Origin of the sequence: Klebsiella sp. PCX (assembly GCF_021869705.1) — a bacterium.
GTDB lineage: Bacteria > Pseudomonadota > Gammaproteobacteria > Enterobacterales > Enterobacteriaceae > Klebsiella > Klebsiella quasipneumoniae.
The window spans coordinates 1,311,588-1,336,101 of the sequence record NZ_CP091527.1 but is presented as its reverse complement, the minus strand read 5'-3'; the positions used below and the strand labels follow the sequence as shown (position 1 = coordinate 1,336,101).

General features: G+C 59.8%; 22 protein-coding genes and 1 pseudogene. 10 read left to right on the top strand and 13 right to left on the bottom strand.

Going from position 1 to position 24,514, the window contains the following annotated elements; genetic code table 11:
• Positions 1 to 129: 129 nt before the first annotated feature.
• From GQR96_RS06235 to GQR96_RS06225, 3 genes are all read right to left on the bottom strand, one after another.
• On the bottom strand, positions 130 to 1,083 hold the full coding sequence (locus GQR96_RS06235) for an aldo/keto reductase (RefSeq protein WP_057213800.1): 954 nt from the start codon (positions 1,081 to 1,083) through the stop codon (positions 130 to 132).
• Between the two features lie 128 nt (positions 1,084 to 1,211).
• Positions 1,212 to 1,988 (bottom strand): ABC transporter substrate-binding protein, encoded by a 777-nt coding sequence (locus GQR96_RS06230; RefSeq protein WP_065903692.1) that lies wholly within the window; start codon positions 1,986 to 1,988, stop codon positions 1,212 to 1,214.
• A gap of 19 nt (positions 1,989 to 2,007) precedes the next feature.
• On the bottom strand, positions 2,008 to 3,186 hold the full coding sequence (locus tag GQR96_RS06225; RefSeq protein ID WP_004202432.1) for a M20 aminoacylase family protein: 1,179 nt from the start codon (positions 3,184 to 3,186) through the stop codon (positions 2,008 to 2,010).
• Between the two features lie 233 nt (positions 3,187 to 3,419).
• Here GQR96_RS06225 and GQR96_RS06220 point away from each other — a divergent pair, with 233 nt between their 5' ends.
• Positions 3,420 to 4,007, top strand: a complete 588-nt coding sequence (locus GQR96_RS06220) for a lipid-binding SYLF domain-containing protein (RefSeq protein ID WP_048323237.1) — start codon at positions 3,420 to 3,422, stop codon at positions 4,005 to 4,007.
• A 60-nt stretch (positions 4,008 to 4,067) separates the two neighbouring features.
• Here the strand turns inward: GQR96_RS06220 and GQR96_RS06215 are convergent, their stop codons facing one another.
• The gene (locus GQR96_RS06215) at positions 4,068 to 4,523 is read right to left on the bottom strand and encodes an RcnB family protein (RefSeq protein WP_065903691.1); all 456 of its coding nucleotides are present in this window, start codon (positions 4,521 to 4,523) and stop codon (positions 4,068 to 4,070) included.
• Between the two features lie 178 nt (positions 4,524 to 4,701).
• Positions 4,702 to 5,091, bottom strand: coding sequence for a hypothetical protein (locus GQR96_RS06210; protein ID WP_023288700.1), 390 nt, complete (start codon positions 5,089 to 5,091; stop codon positions 4,702 to 4,704).
• Positions 5,092 to 5,360: 269 nt separating this feature from the next.
• Between GQR96_RS06210 and GQR96_RS06205 the strand changes: the two genes are divergently transcribed.
• Genes GQR96_RS06205 through GQR96_RS06195 form a run of 3 tightly spaced genes read left to right on the top strand, consistent with a single transcriptional unit; the run spans position 5,361 to position 8,362 of the window.
• Positions 5,361 to 6,479, top strand: coding sequence for an ABC transporter substrate-binding protein (locus tag GQR96_RS06205; protein ID WP_065903690.1), 1,119 nt, complete (start codon positions 5,361 to 5,363; stop codon positions 6,477 to 6,479).
• A gap of 60 nt (positions 6,480 to 6,539) precedes the next feature.
• Positions 6,540 to 7,568 carry a FecCD family ABC transporter permease gene (locus GQR96_RS06200; protein ID WP_074194124.1) on the top strand — a complete coding sequence of 343 codons (1,029 nt, stop codon included), beginning with the start codon at positions 6,540 to 6,542 and terminating at the stop codon, positions 7,566 to 7,568.
• On the top strand, positions 7,565 to 8,362 hold the full coding sequence (locus GQR96_RS06195) for an ABC transporter ATP-binding protein (protein ID WP_017898796.1): 798 nt from the start codon (positions 7,565 to 7,567) through the stop codon (positions 8,360 to 8,362). Before GQR96_RS06200 ends, GQR96_RS06195 begins: the two co-directional genes overlap by 4 nt.
• Positions 8,363 to 8,403: 41 nt before the next feature.
• Here GQR96_RS06195 and GQR96_RS06190 read toward each other — a convergent pair whose 3' ends face one another.
• The 3 genes from GQR96_RS06190 to GQR96_RS06180 form a co-directional block, all read right to left on the bottom strand.
• Complete coding sequence (locus GQR96_RS06190) at positions 8,404 to 9,546, bottom strand: HlyD family secretion protein (protein WP_065903687.1); 1,143 nt, start codon at positions 9,544 to 9,546, stop codon at positions 8,404 to 8,406.
• On the bottom strand, positions 9,546 to 9,890 hold the full coding sequence (locus tag GQR96_RS06185) for a DUF3302 domain-containing protein (RefSeq protein WP_004202413.1): 345 nt from the start codon (positions 9,888 to 9,890) through the stop codon (positions 9,546 to 9,548). The genes GQR96_RS06190 and GQR96_RS06185 overlap by 1 nt, the downstream gene beginning before the upstream one ends.
• 137 nt (positions 9,891 to 10,027) lie before the next feature.
• Entirely contained in the window at positions 10,028 to 10,669 is a 642-nt protein-coding gene (locus tag GQR96_RS06180; RefSeq protein WP_004202412.1) for a Crp/Fnr family transcriptional regulator, read from the bottom strand.
• Positions 10,670 to 10,907: 238 nt separating this feature from the next.
• On the opposite strand from GQR96_RS06180, the gene GQR96_RS06175 reads away from it, so the two are divergent.
• From GQR96_RS06175 to GQR96_RS06155, 5 genes are all read left to right on the top strand, one after another.
• A complete protein-coding gene (locus GQR96_RS06175) occupies positions 10,908 to 11,831 on the top strand; it encodes an aminoimidazole riboside kinase (RefSeq protein WP_049003806.1) in 924 nt (307 codons plus the stop codon).
• Between the two features lie 164 nt (positions 11,832 to 11,995).
• A complete protein-coding gene (locus GQR96_RS06170; protein ID WP_004202408.1) occupies positions 11,996 to 13,513 on the top strand; it encodes a carbohydrate porin in 1,518 nt (505 codons plus the stop codon).
• A gap of 104 nt (positions 13,514 to 13,617) precedes the next feature.
• Positions 13,618 to 14,988, top strand: coding sequence for a sucrose-specific PTS transporter subunit IIBC (locus GQR96_RS06165; protein WP_004202407.1), 1,371 nt, complete (start codon positions 13,618 to 13,620; stop codon positions 14,986 to 14,988).
• Positions 14,988 to 16,388, top strand: a complete 1,401-nt coding sequence (locus GQR96_RS06160) for a sucrose-6-phosphate hydrolase (protein WP_065903685.1) — start codon at positions 14,988 to 14,990, stop codon at positions 16,386 to 16,388. The genes GQR96_RS06165 and GQR96_RS06160 overlap by 1 nt, the downstream gene beginning before the upstream one ends.
• Positions 16,389 to 16,411: 23 nt before the next feature.
• Entirely contained in the window at positions 16,412 to 17,422 is a 1,011-nt protein-coding gene (locus tag GQR96_RS06155) for a LacI family DNA-binding transcriptional regulator (RefSeq protein WP_074384381.1), read from the top strand.
• A 53-nt stretch (positions 17,423 to 17,475) separates the two neighbouring features.
• Here GQR96_RS06155 and GQR96_RS06150 read toward each other — a convergent pair.
• The 5 genes and pseudogenes from GQR96_RS06150 to GQR96_RS06130 all read right to left on the bottom strand — a co-directional run bounded on the left by GQR96_RS06150 (position 17,476) and on the right by GQR96_RS06130 (position 23,195).
• Positions 17,476 to 18,079: pseudogene (locus GQR96_RS06150) on the bottom strand (hypothetical protein).
• A 184-nt stretch (positions 18,080 to 18,263) separates the two neighbouring features.
• A complete protein-coding gene (locus tag GQR96_RS06145) occupies positions 18,264 to 19,286 on the bottom strand; it encodes an ABC transporter permease (RefSeq protein ID WP_025999105.1) in 1,023 nt (340 codons plus the stop codon).
• Between the two features lie 19 nt (positions 19,287 to 19,305).
• Positions 19,306 to 20,790 (bottom strand): sugar ABC transporter ATP-binding protein, encoded by a 1,485-nt coding sequence (locus GQR96_RS06140; protein WP_004202401.1) that lies wholly within the window; start codon positions 20,788 to 20,790, stop codon positions 19,306 to 19,308.
• Positions 20,791 to 20,822: 32 nt separating this feature from the next.
• Complete coding sequence (locus tag GQR96_RS06135) at positions 20,823 to 21,746, bottom strand: sugar ABC transporter substrate-binding protein (protein ID WP_002892597.1); 924 nt, start codon at positions 21,744 to 21,746, stop codon at positions 20,823 to 20,825.
• A 429-nt stretch (positions 21,747 to 22,175) separates the two neighbouring features.
• Positions 22,176 to 23,195 (bottom strand): LacI family DNA-binding transcriptional regulator, encoded by a 1,020-nt coding sequence (locus GQR96_RS06130; RefSeq protein WP_048294337.1) that lies wholly within the window; start codon positions 23,193 to 23,195, stop codon positions 22,176 to 22,178.
• 103 nt (positions 23,196 to 23,298) lie between these two features.
• On the opposite strand from GQR96_RS06130, the gene GQR96_RS06125 reads away from it, so the two are divergent.
• Positions 23,299 to 24,306, top strand: a complete 1,008-nt coding sequence (locus GQR96_RS06125) for a Gfo/Idh/MocA family oxidoreductase (RefSeq protein WP_057213776.1) — start codon at positions 23,299 to 23,301, stop codon at positions 24,304 to 24,306.
• Positions 24,307 to 24,514 lie beyond the last annotated feature (208 nt).

The window sequence follows — 24,514 nt, the reverse complement described above, 5'->3', positions numbered from 1 at the left end:
TAAGCGCTGCGCCACCGGGCGATGATAGCGGGTACGGAGCCGCTTTTATGCCGGGTGGCGGCTGCGCCTTACCCGGCCTACGGTCCGCGTCATTTGTCCACCCTCTCCCCACCGGGAAGAGGGCGTGACTCAGGCACTAGCGCTGTCCAGTCGCGCCACCTGCTCCGCGCTCAGGCTCAGCGCCGCCGCGCGGGCAAAACTTTCCACCTGGGCCACGCTGGTGGCGCTGGCGATCGGCGCGGTCACCCCTTCGCGGCCGATCAGCCACGCGAGGGCCACTTCCGCAGGCTTCGCCCCCTGCTCATCCGCGACCGCCACCAGGGTATCGATAATCCGCATCCCGCGCGGATTCAGGTACTTACCAATCTTGCCTCCGCGCTGGCTCTGCGCCAGATCCGACGGCTGACGGTACTTACCGGTTAAGAACCCCGAGGCCAGGCTGTAGTAGGTCACCACCCCGATATCGCGGCTGACGCAGAGATCGCACAGCGCGCCTTCAAACGCGGAGCGGTGGTAGAGGTTATATTCCGGCTGCAGCACCTGCCAGGCAGGCAAGCCGCCCTTGCGCGCTACCTCCAGCGCCCCCGCCAGCTGCATTGCATCGAGGTTAGAGGCCCCCATTGCGCGAATTTTCCCCGCCTGTTGCAGGCTGTGGAAAGCCTCCAGCGTTTCCGCTACCGGGGTTTGCGGATCCGGCCAGTGGGAAAAGTAGAGATCGATATAGTCGGTATTGAGGCGGCGCAGGGAGTCGTCTACCGCCTGCTGGATCCAGGCTTTGCTGAGTCCCTTATGGCCGGGAAGGCCGAGATCGGAGCCGACTTTGGTGAAGATTTTGACCTTATCGCGCATGCCGGGACGCGCCTGCAGCCAGCGGCCAATAATGGTTTCGGATTCGCCGCCCTGGTTGCCCTCTGCCCAGCGGGAATAAACATCCGCCGTATCGATAGCGTCAAAGCCGTGGTCAACAAAAGCATCAAGAAGGGCAAAACTGGTTTTTTCATCAATGGTCCAGCCAAAGACGTTACCGCCAAACACTAACGGGGCGATGGAAAATCCGGTTTTGCCCAAGGGACGTGTCATCATGCCGAGTACTCCTTAGCTTATATTCTGCTTCCCTCAGGTAACCACAGGGGTCAGGAGAGGAGGTCGATTGGATAATCAGAAAAGGAATCTTACGGCGGGCGATCCGTGCCCGCGGGTACACTCAGACATTATGTCCCGGAATAAACATCAAAGCTAAAATATTTGCTGGCTAATTTTTTATAGGTGCCGTCGGCAAGGATCTTCGCAATCGCGCCGTTTATTTCCTGACGCAGCGCCTCATCGTCTTTACGTAAGCCGATAGCCGCCCCGGCGCCAAACAGCGTATCATCCTGCAGATGGCCGCCGACAAAGGCGAATTCCTTGCCCTGCGGCTGCTGCAGGAAGCTGTAGTCGGCCATCATGCCGGAGAGCACCGCGCCGTCGATGCGCCCTGACTCCAGGTCACGCACCACGCTATCGGCCCCCTGGTAGGCCACAATGTTGATCCCCTGCGGACGCCAGTGCTGATTAACGTAAGTCTCCTGCGCCGAGCCCTGCTCGACGCCAATGGTTTTGCCTTTCAGCTGCTCCGGCGTATTGCCTTTCAGGGTATTTTTACGCGCCACGAGGAACACCGGCCCGTTATACAGCTTGTCGCTAAAGGCAATCTGCGCTTTACGCTTCTCGGTCATGTACATCCCGGAAAGGATGGCGTCGAATTTCCGCGCCTTCAGCGCCGGGATAATGCCGTCGAAATTGCTTTCCACCCACACGCATTTCGCCTGCAGCTGCTGGCAAATGGCGTTGCCTAAATCGATATCAAACCCCGCCAGCTTGCCCTGCGGATCCTTCCATTCAAACGGCGCGAAGGTCGGGTCGACGCCAAAGCGGATCGCCTTTTCCCCTTCGGCCAGCGCCGACGTCGACGCCATTAACGCCAGCCATAGCAGTAGTGATTTTTTCATTCCAGTTCTTCTCCAGAGGTTAACGGCAGTGCTTTTCCACCAGACGGGCGAACAGCGTCGCGCCGGTGGTGATAATGTCATCGTTGAAGTCGTAGCCGGGGTTATGCACCATGCAGCCGCCTTTCTCCCCCTTCTCGCCGTTGCCCAGCAGGAAGTAGCAGCCCGGACGTTCGCGCAGCATAAAAGCGAAATCCTCGCTGGCGTTCATCGGCGAGACCGACTCCAGCACCCCTTCGCGGCCAAACACCTCCAGAGCCAGCGCCCGGGCGAAGTCAGTCTCTTCAGGGCTGTTGGTTAATACCGGGTAGGAGTCGTAAACCTCCACCGCGCTGCTGGCACCATAGCTTTTAGCGGTAAATTCGCTGAGCTCGTGAATACGTTTGATCAGCAGGTCGCGGATTTCCGGCTTCATCGCCCGCACGCTGAGCTCCATCACCGCGCTCTCCGGAATGACGTTGGAGGCGATACCGGCCTGGAAGGTGCCGACGCTGACCACCGCCGTTTCGCCCGGCGGCACGTTGCGCGCCACGATGCTCTGCAGGGCCATCACCAGCGCCGCGCCGGCGACAATCGGGTCGACGGTGCGCTCCGGATGGGCGCCGTGGCCGCCGTAGCCGGTAAGGGTGATTTTGACGGTGTCCGCCGAGGCCATAAAGTTGCCGGCATAGAAGCCCAGCTTGCCCACCGGCAACCCCGGCATGTTGTGCAGACCGAAAATGCGTTCGCAGGGGAACTGCTCAAACAGGCCGTCTTTAATCATTAAATCGGCGCCGCCGATAGCCTCTTCCGCCGGCTGAAAAATCAGATGCACCGTGCCATTGAACTGACAGGCCGGCGAGGCGATGTATTTCGCCGCCGCCAGCAGAATGGTGGTATGGCCGTCATGACCGCAGGCGTGCATTTTCCCCGACACCGTGCTGGCCCAGGGTAAACCGGTGGTTTCTTCGATCGGCAGTGCGTCCATATCGGCGCGCAGGCCGATGGTGCGCGGCGAGTCGCCTTTACTCAGGCTGCCGACCACCCCGGTCTTGCCGAGGCCGCGCGTCACCTGATAGCCCCACTCGGTCAGCTTGCTGGCGACCAGTTCGCTGGTATTAAACTCTTCCAGACTTAATTCCGGATTGGCATGTAAATAATGACGCAGAGAAATCATTTCCGCTTCCGTCGCTTTAATTTCTGGAATTACATAATCACTCATGCCGCTCTCCGGGAAATATCGTAAGGACTTAACACGGTATCGTGGTGAAAACTTTATGCAAGCAGGATTTCTAATATCGGAAATGACGGCATCTTATTTAATAATGCGTTCACGGCAGTGTAAAAAGCATTCGAAACGGTGAAATTTAAAAATAAATGTTTATTTTATGGAGGATTAACCGTTATTTACCCTACTATTTCCGGCCGTATTCAGATTTAAATAAAAAGACTTCTATGAGATTACAGACGCTTTTCCTCGTCGCCATGACCGCGCTGGCGGGCTGCAGCGCGCAGGGGGATACCGCCAGCCAGCAGCGGGCCAGTATTCAGAAGATGCGCAACGAAACCCTCAATAAACTTTACACCCTGCAGCCCGAGGCCCGCAGCGATATTCAGCATGCGAAGGGTTATGCGGTCTTCGCCAACAACAGCAGCAAGATCCTGCTGTTCGGATTTGGCAGCGGCTACGGCGTGGTGCGGGATAAGGCCACCGGGAAGGACACCTATATGAAAATGGCCCAGGGCGGCGCCGGCCTGGGGATGGGGATTAAACAGCAACGCACGGTGCTGGTTTTCCATGATAAAGCGGCCCTGGAGACCTTTATCCGCCAGGGATATATGGTCGGCGCCGATGCGAACGCCGCGGCGAAATATGATGACAAAGGCATCGCGCCGATCGCCGCCTCCGCGAACGGCGTAGCGAAGGACACCTCCTCGCTGCCGTCAAAAGTGAACGTCTATGAAATCACCGACAAGGGGCTGGCCGCCCAGGCGATGGTCAATGGCTATAAATACTGGCCGGATGACAAACTGAACCCGTAGCCACGACGGTGATCCATCGCCGGATCAGGTGTTCCCTGCCCGGCGTTGGGAGACGCGCATTTAGTGGCTGAGGGCGCCGCTCACCAGAATCGAGGTAATGATCCCGGTCGCCGCGGCGATCAGCACATAGTTACCGTCGATATAGGACCAGTGATGGCCCTCCGGCGGGGGCGGCAGGCCGCGGTCGCTCCAGTCGCGGACGCGATATTCATCGCCACGGAACGGCGCCGGGGCCGGATGGCCTTTGCGGAAATCGTTACCGCGCCAGGCGAAATGGTCCTGCTCATGCCGTGCCTGATCGCGCTTGTCATGCCCGTCACGATCCGGGCCACGCTGGTCATGGTCACCCTGATGATGCACGTCAGGTCCGCCCTGCGGCGCATGCCCATTATGATCCGGACCGTTCTGCCACACCGTTGGCTGCCCCGGGCGATGGCCGTCGTTCGGGCCATCGGCAAAGGCCGGGACGCTCAGCACAGTGGATAATATTACCGCCAGAGAAATCATCTTTTTCATCGTACACCTCCTGATTGAAGTTCTTTGTAACGGGAAAATGTGAAGAAAGAGTGAGTATCCGCTTAACCAGGACGATTCCTGGCATCTGGGGTTTCTGCTGTCGGGGAAGGCATTATGGGGGAGTACGAGCAATAAAAAAGGCCGCTCTCGCGACCTTTATTCAGACTGATATCAGGACTTACTCAGTCACTTTATTTTTTAACTCTTCAGCGCCGGATTTGGTTTTATCCCAGCCCTTTTCTGCGCCGGATTTGGTGGCGTTCCAGCCTTTTTCGCTGACCTCTTTGGTCTTATCCCAACCTTTCTCAGTCCCTTCTTTGGTCTTGTTCCAGGTCTTCTGCGCGCCTTCGCTCACCTGGCTGCCGACGCTATCCTGTTTGCCTTCGGCCGCATGTTTCGCCTTCAGCTGCTGCTCTTCGCCCTCGTGCTGGGCCTGGTGCAGCTTCTCTTTAGCGGTGTTGGCGTTGGCATTGGCCGCCGCGACGGTATCATCTGTTGCATGTGTTGTCGCAGCAAAAACCGGAGCCGCAACCAGAATAGCCGATAACGCAATCATTGCTTTTTTCATAATATCCTCTCTCACGTGTCGTGTTATGAGTCGTATTCAGGATGGCACAACGAACCGGGGATGACATTAGGAATTAGCCTGAAAAACGTCTTCGACCTGCAACCATGGCAGAAAATGCTGCCGCTGCGCGCCCTGTCGGCGTTGGCATAATTTCCAACATGTTTGTTACATTTCGTGAAATTTGCGCTTGATATACTTGCCGTTGACGTTTACTCGAGAATAATTCTCAGAATCATTATATTTATAAATTGGCAAACGGAACTCATTTTATGGCAAGAAAATCAGTAAGATCGCTGTTGCTTACTGCGCTGATCGCGACTCCCTTCTTCAGCTATGCAACCCAATATCCTCTGACGGTTACTGACCTTGACGGCCGGCAGGTCACCCTGGCTAAAGAGCCGCAGCGTATTATTTTGCAGGATGGCCGCGACATTATGACCCTCGCCCTGCTGGACCGGGACAATCCGTTTAAGCGGCTGGTGGCATGGAATAATCTGGCGAAAAAGCAGGACGTTGCCACCTGGCAGATGCTGAAAACGACGTGGCCGCAGTCGGCCACGATCCTTGACATGGGCTTCAGCGACAAGGGGAATGTCGATCTTGAAAGTGTCATCGCCCGCCAGCCGGATCTGATGATCGCCCAGCTGCGCGCCAGGCCAGCGCTGATGGAGAGCGGCGTCATCGACAAGCTCAGCGCCCTGCACGTTCCGGTGCTGTTTGTCGACTATGAGATCGACCCGGCGAAAGATACCGCTCCCAGCATCGACCTGCTGGGCAAAGTCCTCAACCGCGAGAGCCAGGCCAAAGCCTTTACCGATTACTATCGTCAGCAGCTGCAGTCGATTCGCCAGAAAACCGCGACCATCACGCCGAAGGCCAACGTCTTCGTGGAAGCGCTGGCCGGCAACAGCGACGCCTGCTGCTTTACTCACGGCCGCAGCGGCTGGGGCGGGCTGGTGGAGGCGGTCGGGGCGAACAATATCGGTTCGCAGCTGCTGCCGGGCGCCTCCGGGTTCGTCTCGCTGGAGAAAATCATCAGCATGAAGCCCGACGCCTGGATCATGACCGGCTCGAAGCGCGGAAACAGCCAGGTGCTGCCCCTCGGCTATGAGGTTAAGCCGGAGGCGGTGAAAGCCCAGGCGCAGACGCTGCTGGCGCGACCGGGGGTCAGCCAGATCCCGGCGGTGCAGGAAAAGCGGGCCTATGGCGTCTATCACCACTTCTATAACCATCCGTGGAATATTGTCGGCATGGAATATCTGGCGAAAGATATCTATCCGCAGGCCTTCCGCGATCTCAACCCCGATGAGACTTACCATTATATCGTGCGTCACTTCACCGACCTGCCGGACCAGCCGTTCGTCTTTTCCTGGCAGCAGAGCGAGTAATCCGGCATGCGTTTAACCTCCGACTCCGTGCTCGACGAGCTGCCCGCCGGGACTTCTGGCGTGATGGATCATTATCGCCATATCGTGCGTCGCCGCCTGCTGCTGTTGCTGCTGCTGGCGCTGTTGATTGTCGCTTCACTGCTGTTCGATTTTATGCTCGGCCCTTCCGGACTGCCGCTGCAGAGCCTGTGGCAGACGTTAACCGATCCGGCCAGCGCCGATCCGGGCATTCGCGCCATCGTCTGGGATATCCGCCTACCCTATGCGGTGATGGCGATTATCGTCGGTCTGGCGCTGGGACTGGCTGGTGCCGAAATGCAGACCATCCTCAATAACCCGCTGGCCAGCCCATTTACCCTTGGCGTCTCCTCGGCTGCGGCGTTTGGCGCCGCGCTGGCGATTGTGCTGGGTATTGGTCTGCCCGGTATTCCCGGCCAATGGTTTATCTCGGCCAACGCCTTTATCTTCGCCCTGCTGGCGGCCCTGCTGCTGGATGGCATTACCCGCTGGACCCAGGTGGCTACCTCCGGCGTCATTCTGTTCGGCATCGCGCTGGTCTTTACCTTTAACGCCCTGGTCTCGATGCTGCAGTTCATCGCCAATGAAGACACTCTGCAGGGGCTGGTGTTCTGGACCATGGGCAGCATCGACCGCGCCTCCTGGAGCAAAGTCGCCATCCTGCTGGTCGCCCTGGCGCTGGTGATGCCCCTGTCGCTGCGCAGCGCGTGGGCGCTGACCGCCCTAAGGCTGGGCGAGGACCGGGCCATCAGCTTTGGCATTAACGTTCGCCGTCTGCGCCTGAGCACGCTGCTGCGGATCAGCATTCTGTCGGCGCTTTCGGTGGCCTTTGTCGGGCCAATCGGCTTTATCGGCCTGGTGGCGCCGCATATTGCGCGGATGCTCTTCGGCGAAGATCATCGCTTTTACCTGCCCGCCAGCGCGCTGATCGGCGCCCTGGTGCTCTCCCTGGCCTCCATCGCCTCGAAGAACCTGATACCGGGGGCCATTATTCCGGTGGGGATCGTCACTTCCCTGGTAGGGGTCCCGTTCTTTTTGAGCATTATTTTACGTCACCGGGGGCAAGTATGAGCGACCAGACGTTATCCGGGCTGTCGCTGTCTCACTTCAGCGCTGGCTACCCCAGACGCAAGGTGATCGAGAACCTGACGGTTCCCCATCTGCCGCGGGGGAAAATCACCGCGCTGCTGGGGCCAAACGGCAGCGGTAAATCGACGTTAATGCGAGCGATGGCGGGACTGGGCCCCTGCCGCGGCGAGCTGCGCCTAGAGGGAGAAAATCTGCTGACGCAGCCGTTCTCACGTCGCGCAGAACAGGTGGTCTATCTTCCGCAGACGCTGCCCGCCGGCGTGCATCTGCATGTGCTGGAGTCGATTATCGTGGCCCAGCGCGCCGCCGGGGGACGCCACAGCGCCCAGCAGCAGGAAGAGGTGATGGCGTTGCTGCGACAGCTGGGAATTGCCCACCTGGCGATGAGCTACCTCGATCAGCTCTCCGGCGGGCAAAAACAGTTGGTGGGTCTCGCCCAGTCGCTGATTCGCCAGCCGCGCCTGCTACTACTCGATGAACCGCTCAGCGCGCTTGACCTCAACTACCAGTTTCACGTGATGGATCTGGTGCGCCGGGAGACCCGGCGGCGCAACATCGTGACTCTGGTGGTGGTGCACGACATCAATATTGCCCTGCGTCACGCCGACCACGTGCTGATGCTCAAAGCGGGCCAGCTGCTCGGCGACGGCACCCCGGCCACGGTCATCACCCCTGAGACCCTGGCGGCCGTCTATGGCGTGCGCGGCCGTATTGAACCCTGTTCGCAGGGGGTGCGGCAGGTGATTATTGACGGGCTGGTGGACCGCGAGGCCTGACCGCGGCGCGGGGATGGTTGGTCCTACCCGCGCCCGCCGGCTTAGTGATCGAGATAGATGTAGTTTTCCCAGCTCTTCATGCGGATCAGGATCTTCCTGATCAGCGACAGCTCTTTCAGGTGATCTGAGTAGACCGCCGCCTCGAGGGTAGCACCCTGCGGCAGGGCGTATTCGGCAAAACGTGGATCGGTCACCTTTAGTACCACCAGCGCCCGGCCATGGGTATTGAGCGCGTCCGTGGTCAGCAGTTTGCCCTGGCCCTGAAACTGACTCTCGCCAATCGCCGGCAGCACATCGGCCACTTCCCCGCGGAAGACGGTGCCCGGGATGGCCGGAAACATCAGCTCCGCGGGCTCGCCTTTGTACAGACGCTGCAGGGCGTTCTGGCGAAATGCCGCGACATACTCCCGCGAGGCGTCACCTTCCACCGGCACAAAGGTCATCAGCGGCAGCATCCCCAGCGCGGTGGACATGGTGCCTGGCCGTAAGCCGACGGTGCTGACATAGCCGTCTTCCGGGGCGCGGACGACGGTGTTATCCAGCTGAAACTGCGCCTTCTGCAGCTGCGCCAGCAGGGAGGCCACGGTGGTATTTTTGCCCTTCACCACCGAGTCCAGCGCGTTACGCGCCTGAACCACTTTCGCCTGAGCCGCGCTGACGCTGGCTTCATCGGCTTTCCACGTCTGCAGACGGGTATCGACCATTTGATCGGAGAAGGCGCCCTGGGCATGCCCATCCCGAAAGCGGGCATACTCCCGCCGCGACTGGTCGCGCTGAGCCACCGCTCTGCTCAGCTCGGCCTCCGCCTGGCTTAACGCGGCGTTGAGGGAGAGCGCATCCTGGCTGGCCGCTTTAATCTGCGCCTGCAGATCGTCCACCTTTGCCTGGAACGGCGTCGGGTCGAGAGTAAACAGCACATCGCCCTTATGCAGCCTCTGGTTAGGTCTCACCGGTACGCTCTGCACCCGACCGCGCACCTGCGACACAATCGGTACGGTGCGAAACACCTGATTGCCGACGTCGGTATAGGGGAAGTTGTAATTCATCCCGAAGATCACCGCGCCAATCAGGGCGATACCGCCGAGCACCGCCGTCGGCACGGTCCACTTATTGAGCGGGATGCGGAAGACTTTAAACACCACGATGCATAGCGCGGCGTAGGTCAGCAACATTAACGTTTCCATTATTTTGCCTCCTTAGCTTTCAGAAGGTCCACTTCGCGCTGCACCTGCTCCAGCCGCTGGACCACCGTTTCCAGACGCTGATGCAGCACCTGCTGGTCGTCAGCGATGCGGCGCATCCCCCATCCGCGGTCTTCGCGCCACAGCGTCGCCCAGATCCACAACAAGGGCCACAGGGCATGCAGGGTAAATAAGCTGACCCAGCCAGCATAATGAATCGCATCCTGATGAGGATGGCGCCGCTCTTTGGCGATTTCATAAGGAATATCGTGAATAACAATCACGCCATAAAAAAGTATTAAGGCCACGGCGATCAGAATCGCCAGCGCCACATAGTCCAGGGTCATAAAATAACTCCAGAGTGCAAGGTTAAATAAATAAAACGGCCAGATTCAGGCGTAGCAGGGCCGGGAGAAAACGCGCGCTTAGCGCTTTCCCCGGGCGGATTTTAGCGACGTTATGTCGGGGAGCCGACGAATCTGAATCAGAATTTCTCAGGAATAGAGCGGTCGATGGAAATCAGTTTGCCTTTTTTCACCGTGATATATCCCCCTTCGCGCAGGGCGGCCAGCACCTGATAAACATAGCTGCGCGAGAGATTGGTCCGTTTAATAATAAATGCCGACAGACTTTCATGTTGCCCGCCATCGATTTCACCGCGATATAAATAGCGCGACAGCATCGACTTAATAGTCTGAAAGCTAGTCTGGCTGCCGCGTTCATAGTGGGCATCAAGGGCAAATATACCCATATAGGCCAGGATCGTGGTCAGCTCTTGCATATAGCCCGGCGACGAATGAAAGAATATCCGTTCAAAATCGCTGGCAGATATTTTCGCCAGCTGGCATTCGCCCAGACACTGATAATAGAGCGCCACCGACGGACAATAATGTTCCAGCAACCCTAACGGCATATGCGCGATAACAATCCCGATCAGGTTCTGCTCGTCACCAAAGGCCAGCGTCATTTGCCCCTGCAGCAAAAAATAGAGATAGCCCGGCTGCGGCAGAAACGGCTGGTCTTTACTCAGGCTCAGGGTTTCACTGCAGGCGATCACCGCCGGCAGGTGCGTGGTCAGCGTCAGCTTCTGGTACCGATCGTAAATATCGCCAAAACTGGGGTTCATCGCGCTACGCACTCCTTCACCTTTTATCACCGCGGCGGGGCTAACCGCGGCCTGTGGAACTATACCTAAGCGGGTCAGGAAGGAAAAGTCCAGATCTGGAGTGGCGAAATATTCCGCCTGGCTCACATTTTTCACCCTCGCCCCGCCCTTTCGTCCGCCGATCGTTCCGCTTGCCGCCAGGCTGTGCTTTAATTAGCTAAAACGGTTTAACAAAGTTTAGCTAAGAGGAACTAGTCCTATGAATGGTAAAATCTGGGTACTCGGCGATGCGGTCGTCGATCTCCTGCCCGACGGAGAGGGCCGCCTGCTGCAATGCCCCGGCGGCGCGCCGGCCAACGTCGCGGTCGGCGTGGCGCGGCTCGGCGGCGATAGCGGGTTTATCGGCCGCGTCGGCGACGATCCCTTCGGCCGCTTTATGCGTCACACCCTGGCGCAGGAGAAGGTGGATGTGAACTATATGCGCCTCGATGCGGCGCAGCGCACCTCCACGGTGGTGGTCGATCTCGATCGCCACGGGGAGCGCACCTTTACCTTTATGGTCCGCCCGAGCGCCGACCTGTTTCTTGCGCCTGAGGATCTTCCGCCGTTTGCCGCCGGTCAGTGGCTGCACGTTTGCTCTATCGCTCTCAGCGCGGAGCCGAGCCGCAGCACGGCATTCGCGGCGATGGAGGCGATAAAGCGCGCCGGGGGCTATGTCAGCTTCGACCCCAATATCCGCAGCGACCTGTGGCAGGATCCGCAGGAACTGCGCGACTGTCTCGACCGGGCGCTGGCCCTCGCCGACGCCATAAAACTCTCGGAAGAGGAGCTGGCTTTTATCAGCGGCAGCGACGACATCGTCAGCGGCATCGCCCGGCTGAACGCCCGCTTCCAGCCGACGCTGTTGCTGGTGACCCAGGGCAAAGCGGGGGTTCAGGCCGCGCTGCGCGGGCAGGTTAGCCACTTCCCTGCCCGCCCGGTGGTCGCCGTCGATACCACCGGCGCCGGTGATGCCTTTGTCGCCGGGCTGCTCGCCGGACTCGCCGCCCATGGTATCCCTGACAACCTCGCCGCCCTGGCTCCCGACCTCACGCTGGCGCAAACCTGCGGCGCGCTGGCCACCACCGCCAAAGGCGCCATGACCGCCCTGCCCTACAGGGACGATCTTCAGCGCTCGCTGTGATCCCGTTGGGCCGGCTAACGGCCCACTTTGCTGGCGACATCACAATTCTTAAACCGGTTTAGCAATTTTTATTTTCACCGCATTACCGACATGTTTACCATATTAACTAAACCGGTTTAGCAAACGTTAGCACACTCACTGATTTACCTTTGGATGTCACCAACATGTATAAAAAACGGAAGTTAGCCATTCTTATTGCTTTGCTAACCGGCGCCGCCGCCGCCCATGGGCAGACAGACCTGAACAGCATTGAAGCGCGTCTCGCCGCCCTGGAAAAACGTCTGCAGGATGCCGAGACTCGCGCCAGCACTGCCGAAAGCCGCGCCGCCTCGGCGGAGCAGAAAGTTCAGCAGCTAACCCAGCAGCAGCAACAAACCCAGGCCACCACCCAGCAGGTGGCCAAACGCACCACCCAACTGGAAGAAAAAGCCGAACGGCCCGGCGGCTTTGAGTTCCACGGCTACGCCCGCTCCGGGGTGATCATGAACGACTCCGCCGCCAGCACGAAATCCGGGGCCTATATGACCCCCGCCGGAGAAACCGGCGGCGCCATTGGTCGTCTGGGCAACCAGGCCGACACCTATGTGGAAATGAACCTCGAACATAAGCAGACCCTGGACAACGGGGCGACCACCCGGTTCAAAGTGATGGTGGCCGACGGGCAAACCACCTATAACGACTGGACGGCGAGCAGCAGCGACCTGAACGTGCGCCAGGCGTTCGTCGAGCTGGGCAACCTGCCGACCTTCGAGGGTCCGTTCAAAGGCTCGACCCTGTGGGCCGGGAAGCGCTTTGACCGCGACAACTTCGATATCCACTGGATTGACTCGGATGTGGTGTTCCTCGCCGGGACCGGCGGCGGGATCTACGACGTGAAGTGGAACGACAGCCTGCGCAGCAACTTCTCGTTATACGGCCGCAACTTTGGCGATATCGCCGACAGCAGCAACAGCGTGCAGAACTATATCGTCAGCATGAATAACTTTGCCGGCCCGGTGCAGATGATGGTCAGTGGGATGCGGGCGAAAGATAATGACGACCGCCAGGACGCGAACGGCAATCTGGTGAAAGGCGATGCCGCTAACACCGGGGTTCATGCCCTGCTGGGTCTGCACAATGAGAGCTTCTATGGCCTGCGCGACGGGACCAGCAAAACGGCCCTGCTGTACGGTCACGGCCTGGGCGCCGAGGTCAAAGGCATCGGCTCCGACGGCGCGCTGCGTCCGGGAGCCAACACCTGGCGTTTCGCCAGCTACGGCACCACCCCGCTGAGCGATCGCTGGTTTATTGCCCCGGCCGTGCTGGCGCAGAGCAGTAAAGATCGCTATGTCGATGGCGACAGCTATCAGTGGGCCACTCTCAACCTGCGTCTGATTCAGGAAGTGACGCAGAACTTCGCCCTCGCCTGGGAGGGCAGCTATCAGTACATGGATCTGCAGCCTGAAGGCTACAACGATCGCCATGCGGTCAATGGCAGCTTCTACAAGCTGACCTTCGCCCCGACCTTCAAGGTCGGCAGCATCGGCGACTTCTTCTCGCGCCCGGAGATCCGCTTCTATACATCGTGGATGGACTGGAGCAAAAAGCTGGATAATTACGCCAACGACGACGCGTTAGGCAGCAACGGGTTCAAATCGGGCGGCGAATGGTCGTTCGGTATGCAAATGGAGACCTGGTTCTGACGTGAACCCGGGCGACAGGGTAAGTAAAACATAAATATAAGGTTCGCGGTGCCAGCCATGGCCGGCGCCGCCCACGCCATATCATCATGCATTCAGAGGGTACTATGGATTTTGAACAGATTTCCCGCTCACTGCTTCCCCTGCTGGGCGGCAAGGAAAATATCGCCAGCGCCGCGCACTGCGCCACCCGGCTGCGGCTGGTGCTGGTCGACGACGCGCTCGCCGACCAGCAGGCGATTGGCAAAATCGACGGCGTGAAAGGCTGCTTTCGTAATGCCGGACAGATGCAGATCATCTTCGGCACCGGGGTGGTCAATAAAGTCTATGCTGCCTTTATCCAGGCGGCGGGCATCAGCGAATCGAGCAAATCCGAAGCCGCCGACCTGGCGGCGAAAAAGCTGAACCCGTTCCAGCGCATTGCCCGCCTGCTGTCCAACATCTTTGTGCCGATTATTCCCGCCATCGTCGCCTCCGGCCTGCTGATGGGCCTGCTGGGGATGGTGAAAACCTACGGCTGGGTCGACCCGGGCAACGCTATCTATATCATGCTGGATATGTGCAGCTCGGCGGCGTTTATTATTCTGCCGATCCTGATCGGCTTTACCGCCGCCCGCGAATTTGGCGGCAACCCTTATCTGGGCGCGACCCTCGGCGGGATCCTCACCCACCCGGCGTTGACCAACGCCTGGGGCGTCGCCGCCGGCTTCCACACCATGAATTTCTTCGGCATCGAAGTGGCGATGATCGGCTATCAGGGCACGGTCTTCCCGGTGCTGCTGGCGGTGTGGTTTATGAGCCTTGTCGAAAAACGGCTGCGCCGCGTTATTCCTGACGCGCTGGATCTGATCCTCACGCCGTTCCTGACGGTGATTATCTCTGGCTTTATCGCCCTGCTGCTGATCGGCCCGGCCGGCCGCGCGCTCGGCGACGGCATTTCGTTTATCCTCAGCACGCTTATCAGCCATGCCGGCTGGCTGGCGGGCCTGCTGTTCGGCGGCCTCTATTCGGTGATCGTCATTACCGGTATCCATCACAGCTTCCATGCCATTGAGGCGGGTCTGCTCGGCAATCCGTCAATCGGCGTCAACTTCCTGCTGCCTATCTGGGCGATGGCCAACGTCGCTCAGGGCGGTGCCTGCTTTGCCGTGTGGTTTAAAACCAAAGATGCCAAAATCAAAGCCATTACCTTGCCGTCGGCGTTTTCGGCGATGCTGGGGATCACCGAGGCGGCGATCTTCGGGATTAACCTGCGCTTTGTGAAACCGTTCATCGCCGCACTGGTGGGCGGTGCCGCCGGCGGCGCCTGGGTGGTGTCGATGCACGTCTACATGACCGCGGTGGGCCTGACGGCGATCCCGGGAATGGCCATCGTGCAGGCCAGTTCGCTGCTGAACTACATTATCGGGATGGCGATCGCCTTCGCCGTGGCATTCGTACTCTCTCTGACGCTGAAATACAAAACGGACGCTGAATAATGTCATTACCGTCACGCCTGCCTGCGATCCTGCAGGCCGTTATGCAGGGCCAGCCGCAGGCGCTGGCCGACGACCATTACCCGCAATGGCATCTGGCGCCGGTCAGCGGACTGCTGAACGATCCCAACGGCTTTTGCCAGGTCGCCGGGCGTTATCACCTGTTTTATCAGTGGAATCCGCTCGCCTGCGACCACACCTATAAGTGCTGGGGACACTGGAGCTCAGCCGACCTGCTGCACTGGCGGCATGAACCTATCGCCCTGATGCCGGATGAAGAGTATGACCGCAACGGCTGCTACTCCGGCAGCGCAGTCGAGTGCGAGGGCGCACTGACCCTGTGCTACACCGGCAACGTGAAGTTCCCCGACGGCGGGCGCACCGCCTGGCAATGTCTGGCGACGGAAAATGCCGATGGCACCTTCAGCAAGCTGGGGCCGGTACTGCCGCTGCCGGAAGGCTATACCGGCCATGTACGCGACCCTAAGGTGTGGCGCCAGGACGAGCGCTGGTACATGGTCCTCGGGGCGCAGGATGTGCAACAGCGCGGCAAAGTGCTGCTGTTTACCGCCAGCGACCTGCGGGATTGGCGCCTGGTGGGCGAGATAGCCGGGAATGACGTTAACGGCCTGGCGAACGGTGGCTATATGTGGGAGTGCCCGGACCTGTTTCCGCTGGCGGACACCCACCTGCTGATCTGCTGCCCGCAGGGGCTGGCCCGCGAAGCACAGCGTTTTCTCAATACCTATCCTGCGGTGTGGATGGCAGGCCGTTTCGACGCCGAACGCGGCGCCTTCGACCATGGCCCGCTGCACGAGCTGGACAGCGGATTTGAGTTCTACGCGCCGCAGACCATGCTGGCCGAAGATGGCCGCCGCCTGCTGGTCGGCTGGATGGGCGTCCCGGACGGGGAAGAGATGCATCAGCCCACCCGCGCGCAGGGATGGATCCACCAGATGACCTGCGTGCGCGAACTGGCGTGGCAGGCGGGTGCCCTGTATCAGCGTCCGCTGCGCGAACTGACCGCCCTGCGTGGGGAAGCCCAGGGCTGGCGCGGGCAGACCCTGCCCCTCGCCCCGATGGAGCTGGCCTTTGACATCGCCCCCAACAGCACGCTGGGGCTGGATTTTGCCGGCGCCCTGCAGCTCACCGTCAACCGCGACGGCCTGCGCCTGTCGCGCCGCGGCCTGCAGACGGCGGAGATGCATCATCGCTACTGGCGCGGCGAGGCGCGGCGGCTGCAGATCTTTATCGACCGCTCCAGTGTGGAAATTTTCATCAACGATGGCGAAGGGGTAATGAGCAGCCGCTTCTTCCCGGGCTATCCGGGGCAGCTCATCTTCAGCGGTGCGACGCCGGTGGCATTCTGCCGCTGGCTGCTGCGGCCATGCATGGTAGAATAAGCGTTTTGCTTTCAGGCTCCCGGGTGCTGATGAAAACCAAACGCGTAACTATCAAAGATATCGCCGAACTGGCGGGCGTCTCCAAAGCGACCGCCAGCCTGGTACTCAACGGTCGTGGCAAAGAGCTGCGCGTGGCGCAGGAGACGCGCGAGCGCGTGCTGGCGATCGCCCGCGAGCAGCACTATCAGCCGAGCATTCACGCGCGCTCGCTGCGTAATAACCGCAGCCATACCATTGGCCTGGTGGTGCCGGAAATCACCAACTACGGGTTTGCCGTTTTCTCCCATGAGCTTGAGACGCTCTGCCGGGAAGCCGGCGTGCAGCTGCTTATCTCCTGCACCGACGAAAACCCCGGCCAGGAGAGCGTGGTGGTCAATAACATGATTGCCCGCCAGGTCGACGGTCTGATCGTCGCCTCGTGCATGCACAGCGATGCCGACTACCTGAAGCTCAGCGAACAGCTGCCGGTGGTGCTGTTTGACCGCTCCCCCAGCGACAGCGCCCTGCCGCTGGTGATGACCGACTCGGTCACCCCAACGGCCGAACTGATCTCCCGCATCGCCCCTCAGCATGCGGACGAGTTCTGGTTTCTCGGTGGCCAGCCGCGGCTATCGCCTTCGCGCGACCGGCTGGCGGGATTCACCCAGGGCCTGGCTCAGGCGGGGGTCGCGCTGCGTCCCGAATGGGTGATCAACGGCAACTATCACCCCAGCTCCGGCTACGAGATGTTCGCCGCGCTCTGCGCGCGGCTGGGACGGCCGCCGAAGGCGCTGTTCACCGCGGCCTGCGGCCTGCTGGAAGGGGTCCTGCGCTATATGAGCCAGCACCATCTGTTGGACTCCAATATTCATCTCGCCAGCTTCGACGATCACTATCTGTACGATTCACTTTCCCTGCGCATTGATACCGTGCAGCAGGATAATCGCCAGCTGGCCTGGCACTGCTACGATCTGCTCAGCCAGCTGATCGACGGCCAGGCGCCGGAGCCGCTCCAGCGCTATCTGCCCGCTACCCTGCAGTTTCGCCATGCCTGACGGCGCCGGCGGCGATTAGCGTTTTCGCCGGGCGCGCGACGCCTGCCTCAGCGTCAGCAGCACGCTGGCGAGCACCACGCCGAGGCCAATTGTTACCTGCCAGCGGTAAGCCATCAGCAGCGAGGGCAATCCGCCGTCCGGCGCCAGCATCACGAGATTCCAGCCCGCCAGGCCGGCATTGCCGTTCAGCGCCCGGCTTAACATCCGCTGATGCGGGGCGAAGGGCTGAATGGTCTGGTAATGGCTGCCGAACAGCGGCGGCTGCATCTCCCGCGGGAACTGTGCCTGCACCTGGGCCAGCACGCTGGCCGGCAGCGCATGCGATGCCGCCAGCAGATGCCCGTCGCCATTCACCAGCAGTAGCCGATAATGCCGCTGCCGGGCCAGGGTATGCAGATCGGCGCGCATCACCGCCAGCGGCCAGGTCGCTTCCCGCTGCGGAGCGGGGGTGTTCATCCGCTGTTCAAAGCGTTCCGCCACCCACCGCGCATCCTCCTCCAGCTGCCGGGTATGCATCTCACGGTAAACCTCTCTGGCCGGCAGGTTCACGCCCCGACTGAGGATCAGGATCGCCAGTCCCGCCAGCAGGCTGACGATAATGCCCCTTCTCCCCGGTCGCGAGAGCGGCGAGGATTTGATTAAGGATGGTGTATTCATACGACTCCAGAAACAGGGGGCAAGGCGTGGCCCCCTGGCGAATGGACAACAAAAGTCGCGAAACTGTACAGGATGCGCAGCGCGGGAAAAACAGACAGCCGGCGCCTGGCGGGACGTATTTTGTTTATTTCTGGACAGGGCTGGCGGTAACGACGCGCTTCGCCGTTGCCGCCAGTTGATAAGATTAGCGTTTTTTCCGGTTGCGGCGCATGTCGATGGTCACCGCCGCGACGATAATGATCCCTTTAATAATATCCTGCACGTAGGCATCGACGCCGACAAAGGTAAAGCCGCTCTTGATCAGGCCAAGGATCATCGCGCCAATCAGGGTGCCAGTAATGCGCCCCACCCCACCCATTAAGCTGCTGCCGCCGATCACCGCCGCGGCAATCGCGTCCAGCTCGTAGGACATCCCCATGCTCGACTGGCCACTGCTGACGCGCGCCGCCAGCACTACCCCAGCCAGCCCGGAGAGCGCCCCGGCGATGGTGTAGACGATCACCAGGTATTTATTCACGTTGATGCCGGACACTTTGGCCGAGGTCATGTTGCCGCCGATGGCATACACATATTTGCCATACCGGGTATGCTTCAGCGCAATGTGAAACACTGCGGCAATCACGAAGAAGATGATCACCGGCATCGCCCCCTGGCCTATCGCCGTAAAACTGTCGGAGAGGAAGCTTATCGGATTGCCCTGGGTGTAATACTGCGCCAGACCGCGCGCCGAGACCATCATCCCGAGGGTGGCGATAAATGGCGGGATGCCGGTTCGCGTCACCAGGAAACCGTTGGTCAGCCCACACAGCAGGCCGACGCCGATCCCCGCGCAAATCGGGATCACCGCCGGCAGGTTGACCAGCGCCGGGAACATTGGCGACAGGCTGTCGGAAGTTTGCGCCAGGCTCGCCGCCACCACCGCCGCGAGGGCGATAACCGAGCCGGAGGAGAGGTCAATCCCGGTGGTGATGATCACCTGGGTGACGCCGACGGCGATGATGCCGATGATCGCCACCTGCAGCACAATCAGCACCAGGCGGTTGGTATTGAGCAGGAACGACTGGTCGCGAACATACCAGCCGGCGATTTCAAAGGTCAGGGCAATCACCAGCATCACCACAAAGATGCCGGTATCTTTCGGCATTTTATGCCGCAAATTAGCGAAGAAGGAGGAACCCTCGCTGGCCGGAGCCGCCGTTAATTTCATATTACTCATTCTCTGTGCCTCAATGGGATGCCAACGACAAAATGGTTTCCTGGTCGGCTTCGTCTTTTTCCAGGATGCCGGTGATACGGCCTTCATGCATCACCATGACCCGGTCACTCATGCCAAGGATTTCCGGCAGCTCAGAGGAGACCATAATGACCGCCACCCCCCGGTTCGCCAGTTCACTGATAAGATGATAAATTTCCGCCTTCGCCCCGACGTCGATGCCGCGGGTCGGCTCATCGAGAATTAAGATTTTCGGTTGCGCTAACAGCCAGCGCGCAATCAGAACTTTTTGCTGATTCCCCCCGCTGAGGTTATTAATAATTTGATCCATCGTCGGCGTTTTAATATTGAGCCGACGGATTTGCTCCATGCAGTCTTCGGCCATTTTCACGTGCTGGACAAAACCGCTCTTGCCGATATATTCCGGCATTTTGACGATACTCATATTTTCCAGCACCGACAGCACCAGAAACAGGCCCGACTTTTTACGGTCTTCGGTTAATAACGCCATTCCCTTTTCAATCGCCACGGAGGGGGAATCAATGGTCACCGGCGCCCCGTCGATCAGCACTTCGCCGCTGTCGAAGCGTTCCATGCCAAACAGGCTTTCCATCACCTCGCTGCGCCCGGCGCCCACCAGCCCGGCCACGCCAAGGATCTCGCCGCGACGCACGGTAAAGCTGACATCATGGAACACGCCCTGGCGCGTCAGATTGCGCACCGTCAGCACCTCTTCGCCGATGGTGTTATTAAATTTCGGGAACAGCTGGGTTAATTCGCGGCCCACCATCTGGGTAATCAGCGACTGGCGGGTAAATTCGGTGGTGTTTTTGCTCCCCACCCAGGTCCCATCGCGAAAGACGCTGATCTCATCGGTGATAGCGAAGATCTCATCCATTTTATGGCTGATATAGATGATCGCTTTGCCCTGGGCCCGCAGGTCGCGGATGATGGTGAACAGGTGAGCTACCTCGCCTTCGGTCAGCGCCGAAGTGGGTTCATCCATGATCACAATATCCGCGTTCCATGAGACCGCTTTGGCAATCTCCACCATCTGCTGGGCGGCGATGCTCAGGTCGCCCACCAGCCGGTCGGCGGTTAAGCGAATATTCAGCTTATCCAGCAGCGCCTGGGTCTGGCGGGTCAGCTGGCCGTGGTCGACAAAGCCGTACTTCATCGGCTCGCGCCCCAGCCAGATATTCTCCGCCACCGTCATATGCGGCACCAGATTCAGCTCCTGGTGGATCATCGATATCCCCGAGCGCAGCGCATCCATGGTGTCGGTAAACTCCACCGGCTCACCTTTCACGCGAATCGATCCTTTATCCGGGCGATAGATACCGATCAGGCACTTCATTAGCGTGGATTTACCGGCGCCGTTCTCGCCCATCAGGGCGTGCACCGTTCCCGGGCGCACGCGTAATGAGACATTGTCGAGCGCCTTCACGCCGGGGAAGAACTTACTGATACCTTCGGCTTCAAGGGCAAAAGCGTTCATACATCCACCTCCGTACCACAGGTTGGCCAGGATTATTTCTGATTACGATTGGTAAATTCAGCCATGTTCTCTTTGGTGATCAGCTGATACGGCACGTCGATGATTTTCTCGACTTTCTCACCGTTCGCCAGCTTGATGGCCGCGTCTACGGCGCCCTCGCCCTGGCCTTTCGCATCCTGGAAGATGGTGGCGATCATCTTGCCGCTCTTCAGCATCTGCAGCGCATCCGGGGTGCCATCCACGCCGGCGATGAGAATATGGTTCGGATTTTTACCCAGCGCCTGCAGGGCGCCGATCGCCATTTCATCGTTGTTGGAGGCGATGGCCTGGATATCCTCGCCGCTGGTCATCCAGTTGCTGACCACGTCCACGGCGTCATTGCGGGTGAATTTCGCGGTCTGCTTCTGCACGATTTTGATGTTCGGGTATTTGGCGACGACCTCTTCCACCCCTTTGGTGCGGTCGCGAGTAGATTCATTCGCCAGGTCGCCGAGCAGGATCGCCACATTGCCCTTACCGTTCATCGCCTTCGCCAGCGCTTCCATCTGCAGACGGCCGGCGAGAATCGAGTCCGACCCCACATAGGCCATCTTGTCGGTCAGCTCCGCCTGCGGGCGACGGTTCACAAATACCAGCGGGATCCCGGCCTTGGTGGCCTGATCCATGATCGGTTTCACCGCATTGGTATCCACCGGGTTAACGATAATGGCGTCCACCCCCTGGCCGATAAAGTTCTGCACCTGCTGCAGCTGCTGGGAGACATCCCCTTTCGCGTCCTCGATCTGCGATTTCACCCCATCTTTTTTCATCTCTTTTTGCATCGAGGTACGCAGGATCGTCAGGAAGTTATCGTCAAACAGCGCCATCGAGACGCCAATGGAGACATCTTTTGCCATAACCACCGCAGGCAGCATGCAGGCTAACAAAGAGGCAACAATCGTTTTCTTAATATTCATAGTTGATCCTTGATTTTGTAGGTACGCCGGTGAATGAAACAAAATGAAAAATTAATTTCAGTCAGGTTGCGACAAATGTCTGTTGTAACGGCGACGGCGCTGCGGGGTTTTCCGCATTTCGTCGTGATCGGAATCACAAATAATGGCTGTTTTATCATCACTTTTTTGAAACATCAGTCCATTTATGCCACACCGTGAATTCCAGACCATTTATTTCATTAACAAGACATTTGAAACTTTTATAAGTAAATAACTGAAATGAAAATTTTAAAACTATGCAGTAACAGAATTTTGACAGACATCTAACATTGCTGCATAAATGAGCGAAAAATGAGAGGCAGACAACGCTTTAAAGCGATCGCCCCCGGCGGGGTTGGCATTTACCCGCCGGGGAAATCCGTGTTGTCAGGAAGGGAGGCGCCGCACGCCTTAGTCCACGTTCTCGGCGCTGTAGAGGATAAAGTCGACTTTCCCGTCGGCATAGGTTTGCGGCTGATAGCCGGACTCCAGATGGCGCAGCATCAGGTCGATCGCCAGCTGGGCGTGCTGGCGGGTGTTCTGATCGAGCGTTAACGCCAGGCTGCCCCGGGCCAGCTGCTGGCGGGTGGTATTGTAGCGCTCATGGGTGATCCAGCAGACGTCGCTTTCGCGGCGGTGGCGAGCCAGCGCCTCGGCTATCTGAGTATTGCCAAGCCCGGTGTTATAGATCCCGACAATATGCCGGCTGCGGCACAGAGCCTGCTCCAGCAGGCGGGTGATCTGCTCCCGCCGCTCCTCGCCCGCCAGCACCTCATTAAGCTGCAGGTGGGGAAAGCGCTGGCTCAGCACCTCGCGGAACCCCTGGATGCGCAGGCGATGCGCGCTGTAATCCTCCCGGCCGCTCACCATCAGCACCTCCCCGGGCCGCGGCGTCATTCTCCCCATCATTAACCCCGCGGTGCGGCCAGCCTGCAGCTGATTGATCCCGACGTGGCAGAGCCGGTCGGCGCCGGGCAGATCCGTCGCCAGGGTGATGGCGGGGACGCCCGCTTCCCGGCAGCGGCGCAGCGCGTCATGCACCACAGGGTGGTCATTGCCGAAGACGATGATCCCCTGACGCTGCTGGCAGCTGCGCATAATGCGCCGGGCCAGGGTCGCCGGCTGCGACTCCGGGACAAAGGTGCGGTGCAGGGTCAGACGGCGATAGCCGAGGCTATCCGCGACGGCGGCGAAATCCTGCGCCAGCTGCGGAAAAAAGAACGAGTCATTGCTACTGAGAAAGAGCTCAATCTGCCACGGAAAGCGGTGCTCCTCCGGCAGGATCCGCTTCAGCCCCGCCTCCCGCGCCGCCTGCAGCACTTTGCGCGTGGTCTGCGGCGATACGCCGCCGCGTTCGTTCAGCACCCGGTCCACAGTGGCCACGCCGACGCCAATCTGTCTGGCCAGCATCGCCAGTGACATGTTTTTCATCGCCCCTCTCTTCAATGATGGAAATACATCAAAACGGCAGTGTCAGTGAGTTTAGCAAACCGATTATGGTGGCACCGTCCCTTCGCCATTCTGGAGAAAAATAATGAATTGCAAACGTTTTGCCCTGGTAGGCAGTGGTTTTATCGGTCAGGTTCATGCCGCCAGCCTCGCCCGTCATGACGGGAGCGAGTTGACGATGGTAGCCGATGTCGCGCCGGAGCGCGCCCAGGCGCTGGCCGCCCGCTATGGCGCCCGGGCGGTGACGGTGAGCGAGGCTCTCCGTAGCGACGCCATCGACGCTGTGCTGATCGCCAGCTCGACCCCGTCGCATGCCGAACTGCTGGAAGCCGCCGCCCGGGCGGGCAAGGCGGTCTATTGCGAAAAACCGATCGACCTCTCCCTGGCGCGCGCCCGCGAGGTGGTGGAGCGGGTGCTTCCCCTGAACGTGCCGGTCACCGTCGGCTTTAACCGGCGCTTCGACAGCAGCCATCAGCAGCTCCGCCGCCAGCTGGAGCAGGGCGCGATCGGTCGGGTGGAGCTGGTGCAGATGGTCTGCCGCGCCTCCAGCATGCCGCCGCTCGACTATCTGCGCAGCTCCGGCGGTCAGATGCGCGATCAGGCGATTCACTTCTTCGACCTTCTGCGCTTTCTCACCGGCGATGAAGTGCATACCGTGGCGGCGATGGGCGCGGCGCTGGCCCTGCCGGAAATCGCCGAATTTGGCGATGTTGACACCTCCATCCTGATGATGCAGATGCGCGGCGGCGCGCTGGCGCAGCTGGACAACACCCGCCGCACCGGCCACGGGTATGATGAACGGATCACCCTGCTGGGCGCAGAGGGCGCGCTGGAGTCCGGCAGCCAGTCGCCGGTGGGCCCTACCCTGTGGCGCGGCAATCAGCGCATTGAGCCAGGCCTGTGGCCGGACTGGTTCAGCCGGGTGCAAGGATCTTATTACCAGCATCTTGACGCCTTTATCCGCGCTCTGAATGGCGAAACCGTGGCCGACCTGCCCGGCCTGTTGGACGGCCTGCAGGCGCAGGCGATTGCCGAAGCGGCCGTTCAGTCTCTGCAGCGCGGCCAGTTTGTCGCCGTCGACGACTGTCGATGAGGGGTTGCGTGGCACCAGCTATCAGGCTCTGAACCTGCCTTTATGCCGGGCGGCGGCAACGCCTTGCCCGGCCTACATAACACAGGCATTAATCCGCTTTAATATCAAATAGTTGCATAGATATCTCAGGCCCGCGCAAGCGCAGCGCCGCCGGGCCAGGACAGCCGGCACCGTGCGCGTCCCGGTGCCGGGCAATGGCGGACACGCG

Excerpts from the sequence above, each read along its gene's own strand:
- GQR96_RS06235 (WP_057213800.1), bottom strand. The coding sequence starts at position 1,083 with ATGATGACACGTCCCTTGGGCAAAACCGGATTTTCCATCGCCCCGTTA.
- GQR96_RS06230 (WP_065903692.1), bottom strand. The coding sequence starts at position 1,988 with ATGAAAAAATCACTACTGCTATGGCTGGCGTTAATGGCGTCGACGTCG.
- GQR96_RS06225 (WP_004202432.1), bottom strand. The coding sequence starts at position 3,186 with ATGAGTGATTATGTAATTCCAGAAATTAAAGCGACGGAAGCGGAAATG.
- GQR96_RS06220 (WP_048323237.1), top strand. The coding sequence starts at position 3,420 with ATGAGATTACAGACGCTTTTCCTCGTCGCCATGACCGCGCTGGCGGGC.
- GQR96_RS06215 (WP_065903691.1), bottom strand. The coding sequence starts at position 4,523 with ATGAAAAAGATGATTTCTCTGGCGGTAATATTATCCACTGTGCTGAGC.
- GQR96_RS06210 (WP_023288700.1), bottom strand. The coding sequence starts at position 5,091 with ATGAAAAAAGCAATGATTGCGTTATCGGCTATTCTGGTTGCGGCTCCG.
- GQR96_RS06205 (WP_065903690.1), top strand. The coding sequence starts at position 5,361 with ATGGCAAGAAAATCAGTAAGATCGCTGTTGCTTACTGCGCTGATCGCG.
- GQR96_RS06195 (WP_017898796.1), top strand. The coding sequence starts at position 7,565 with ATGAGCGACCAGACGTTATCCGGGCTGTCGCTGTCTCACTTCAGCGCT.
- GQR96_RS06190 (WP_065903687.1), bottom strand. The coding sequence starts at position 9,546 with ATGGAAACGTTAATGTTGCTGACCTACGCCGCGCTATGCATCGTGGTG.
- GQR96_RS06185 (WP_004202413.1), bottom strand. The coding sequence starts at position 9,890 with ATGACCCTGGACTATGTGGCGCTGGCGATTCTGATCGCCGTGGCCTTA.
- GQR96_RS06180 (WP_004202412.1), bottom strand. The coding sequence starts at position 10,669 with ATGAACCCCAGTTTTGGCGATATTTACGATCGGTACCAGAAGCTGACG.
- GQR96_RS06175 (WP_049003806.1), top strand. The coding sequence starts at position 10,908 with ATGAATGGTAAAATCTGGGTACTCGGCGATGCGGTCGTCGATCTCCTG.
- GQR96_RS06170 (WP_004202408.1), top strand. The coding sequence starts at position 11,996 with ATGTATAAAAAACGGAAGTTAGCCATTCTTATTGCTTTGCTAACCGGC.
- GQR96_RS06165 (WP_004202407.1), top strand. The coding sequence starts at position 13,618 with ATGGATTTTGAACAGATTTCCCGCTCACTGCTTCCCCTGCTGGGCGGC.
- GQR96_RS06160 (WP_065903685.1), top strand. The coding sequence starts at position 14,988 with ATGTCATTACCGTCACGCCTGCCTGCGATCCTGCAGGCCGTTATGCAG.
- GQR96_RS06145 (WP_025999105.1), bottom strand. The coding sequence starts at position 19,286 with ATGAAATTAACGGCGGCTCCGGCCAGCGAGGGTTCCTCCTTCTTCGCT.
- GQR96_RS06140 (WP_004202401.1), bottom strand. The coding sequence starts at position 20,790 with ATGAACGCTTTTGCCCTTGAAGCCGAAGGTATCAGTAAGTTCTTCCCC.
- GQR96_RS06135 (WP_002892597.1), bottom strand. The coding sequence starts at position 21,746 with ATGAATATTAAGAAAACGATTGTTGCCTCTTTGTTAGCCTGCATGCTG.
- GQR96_RS06130 (WP_048294337.1), bottom strand. The coding sequence starts at position 23,195 with ATGAAAAACATGTCACTGGCGATGCTGGCCAGACAGATTGGCGTCGGC.
- GQR96_RS06125 (WP_057213776.1), top strand. The coding sequence starts at position 23,299 with ATGAATTGCAAACGTTTTGCCCTGGTAGGCAGTGGTTTTATCGGTCAG.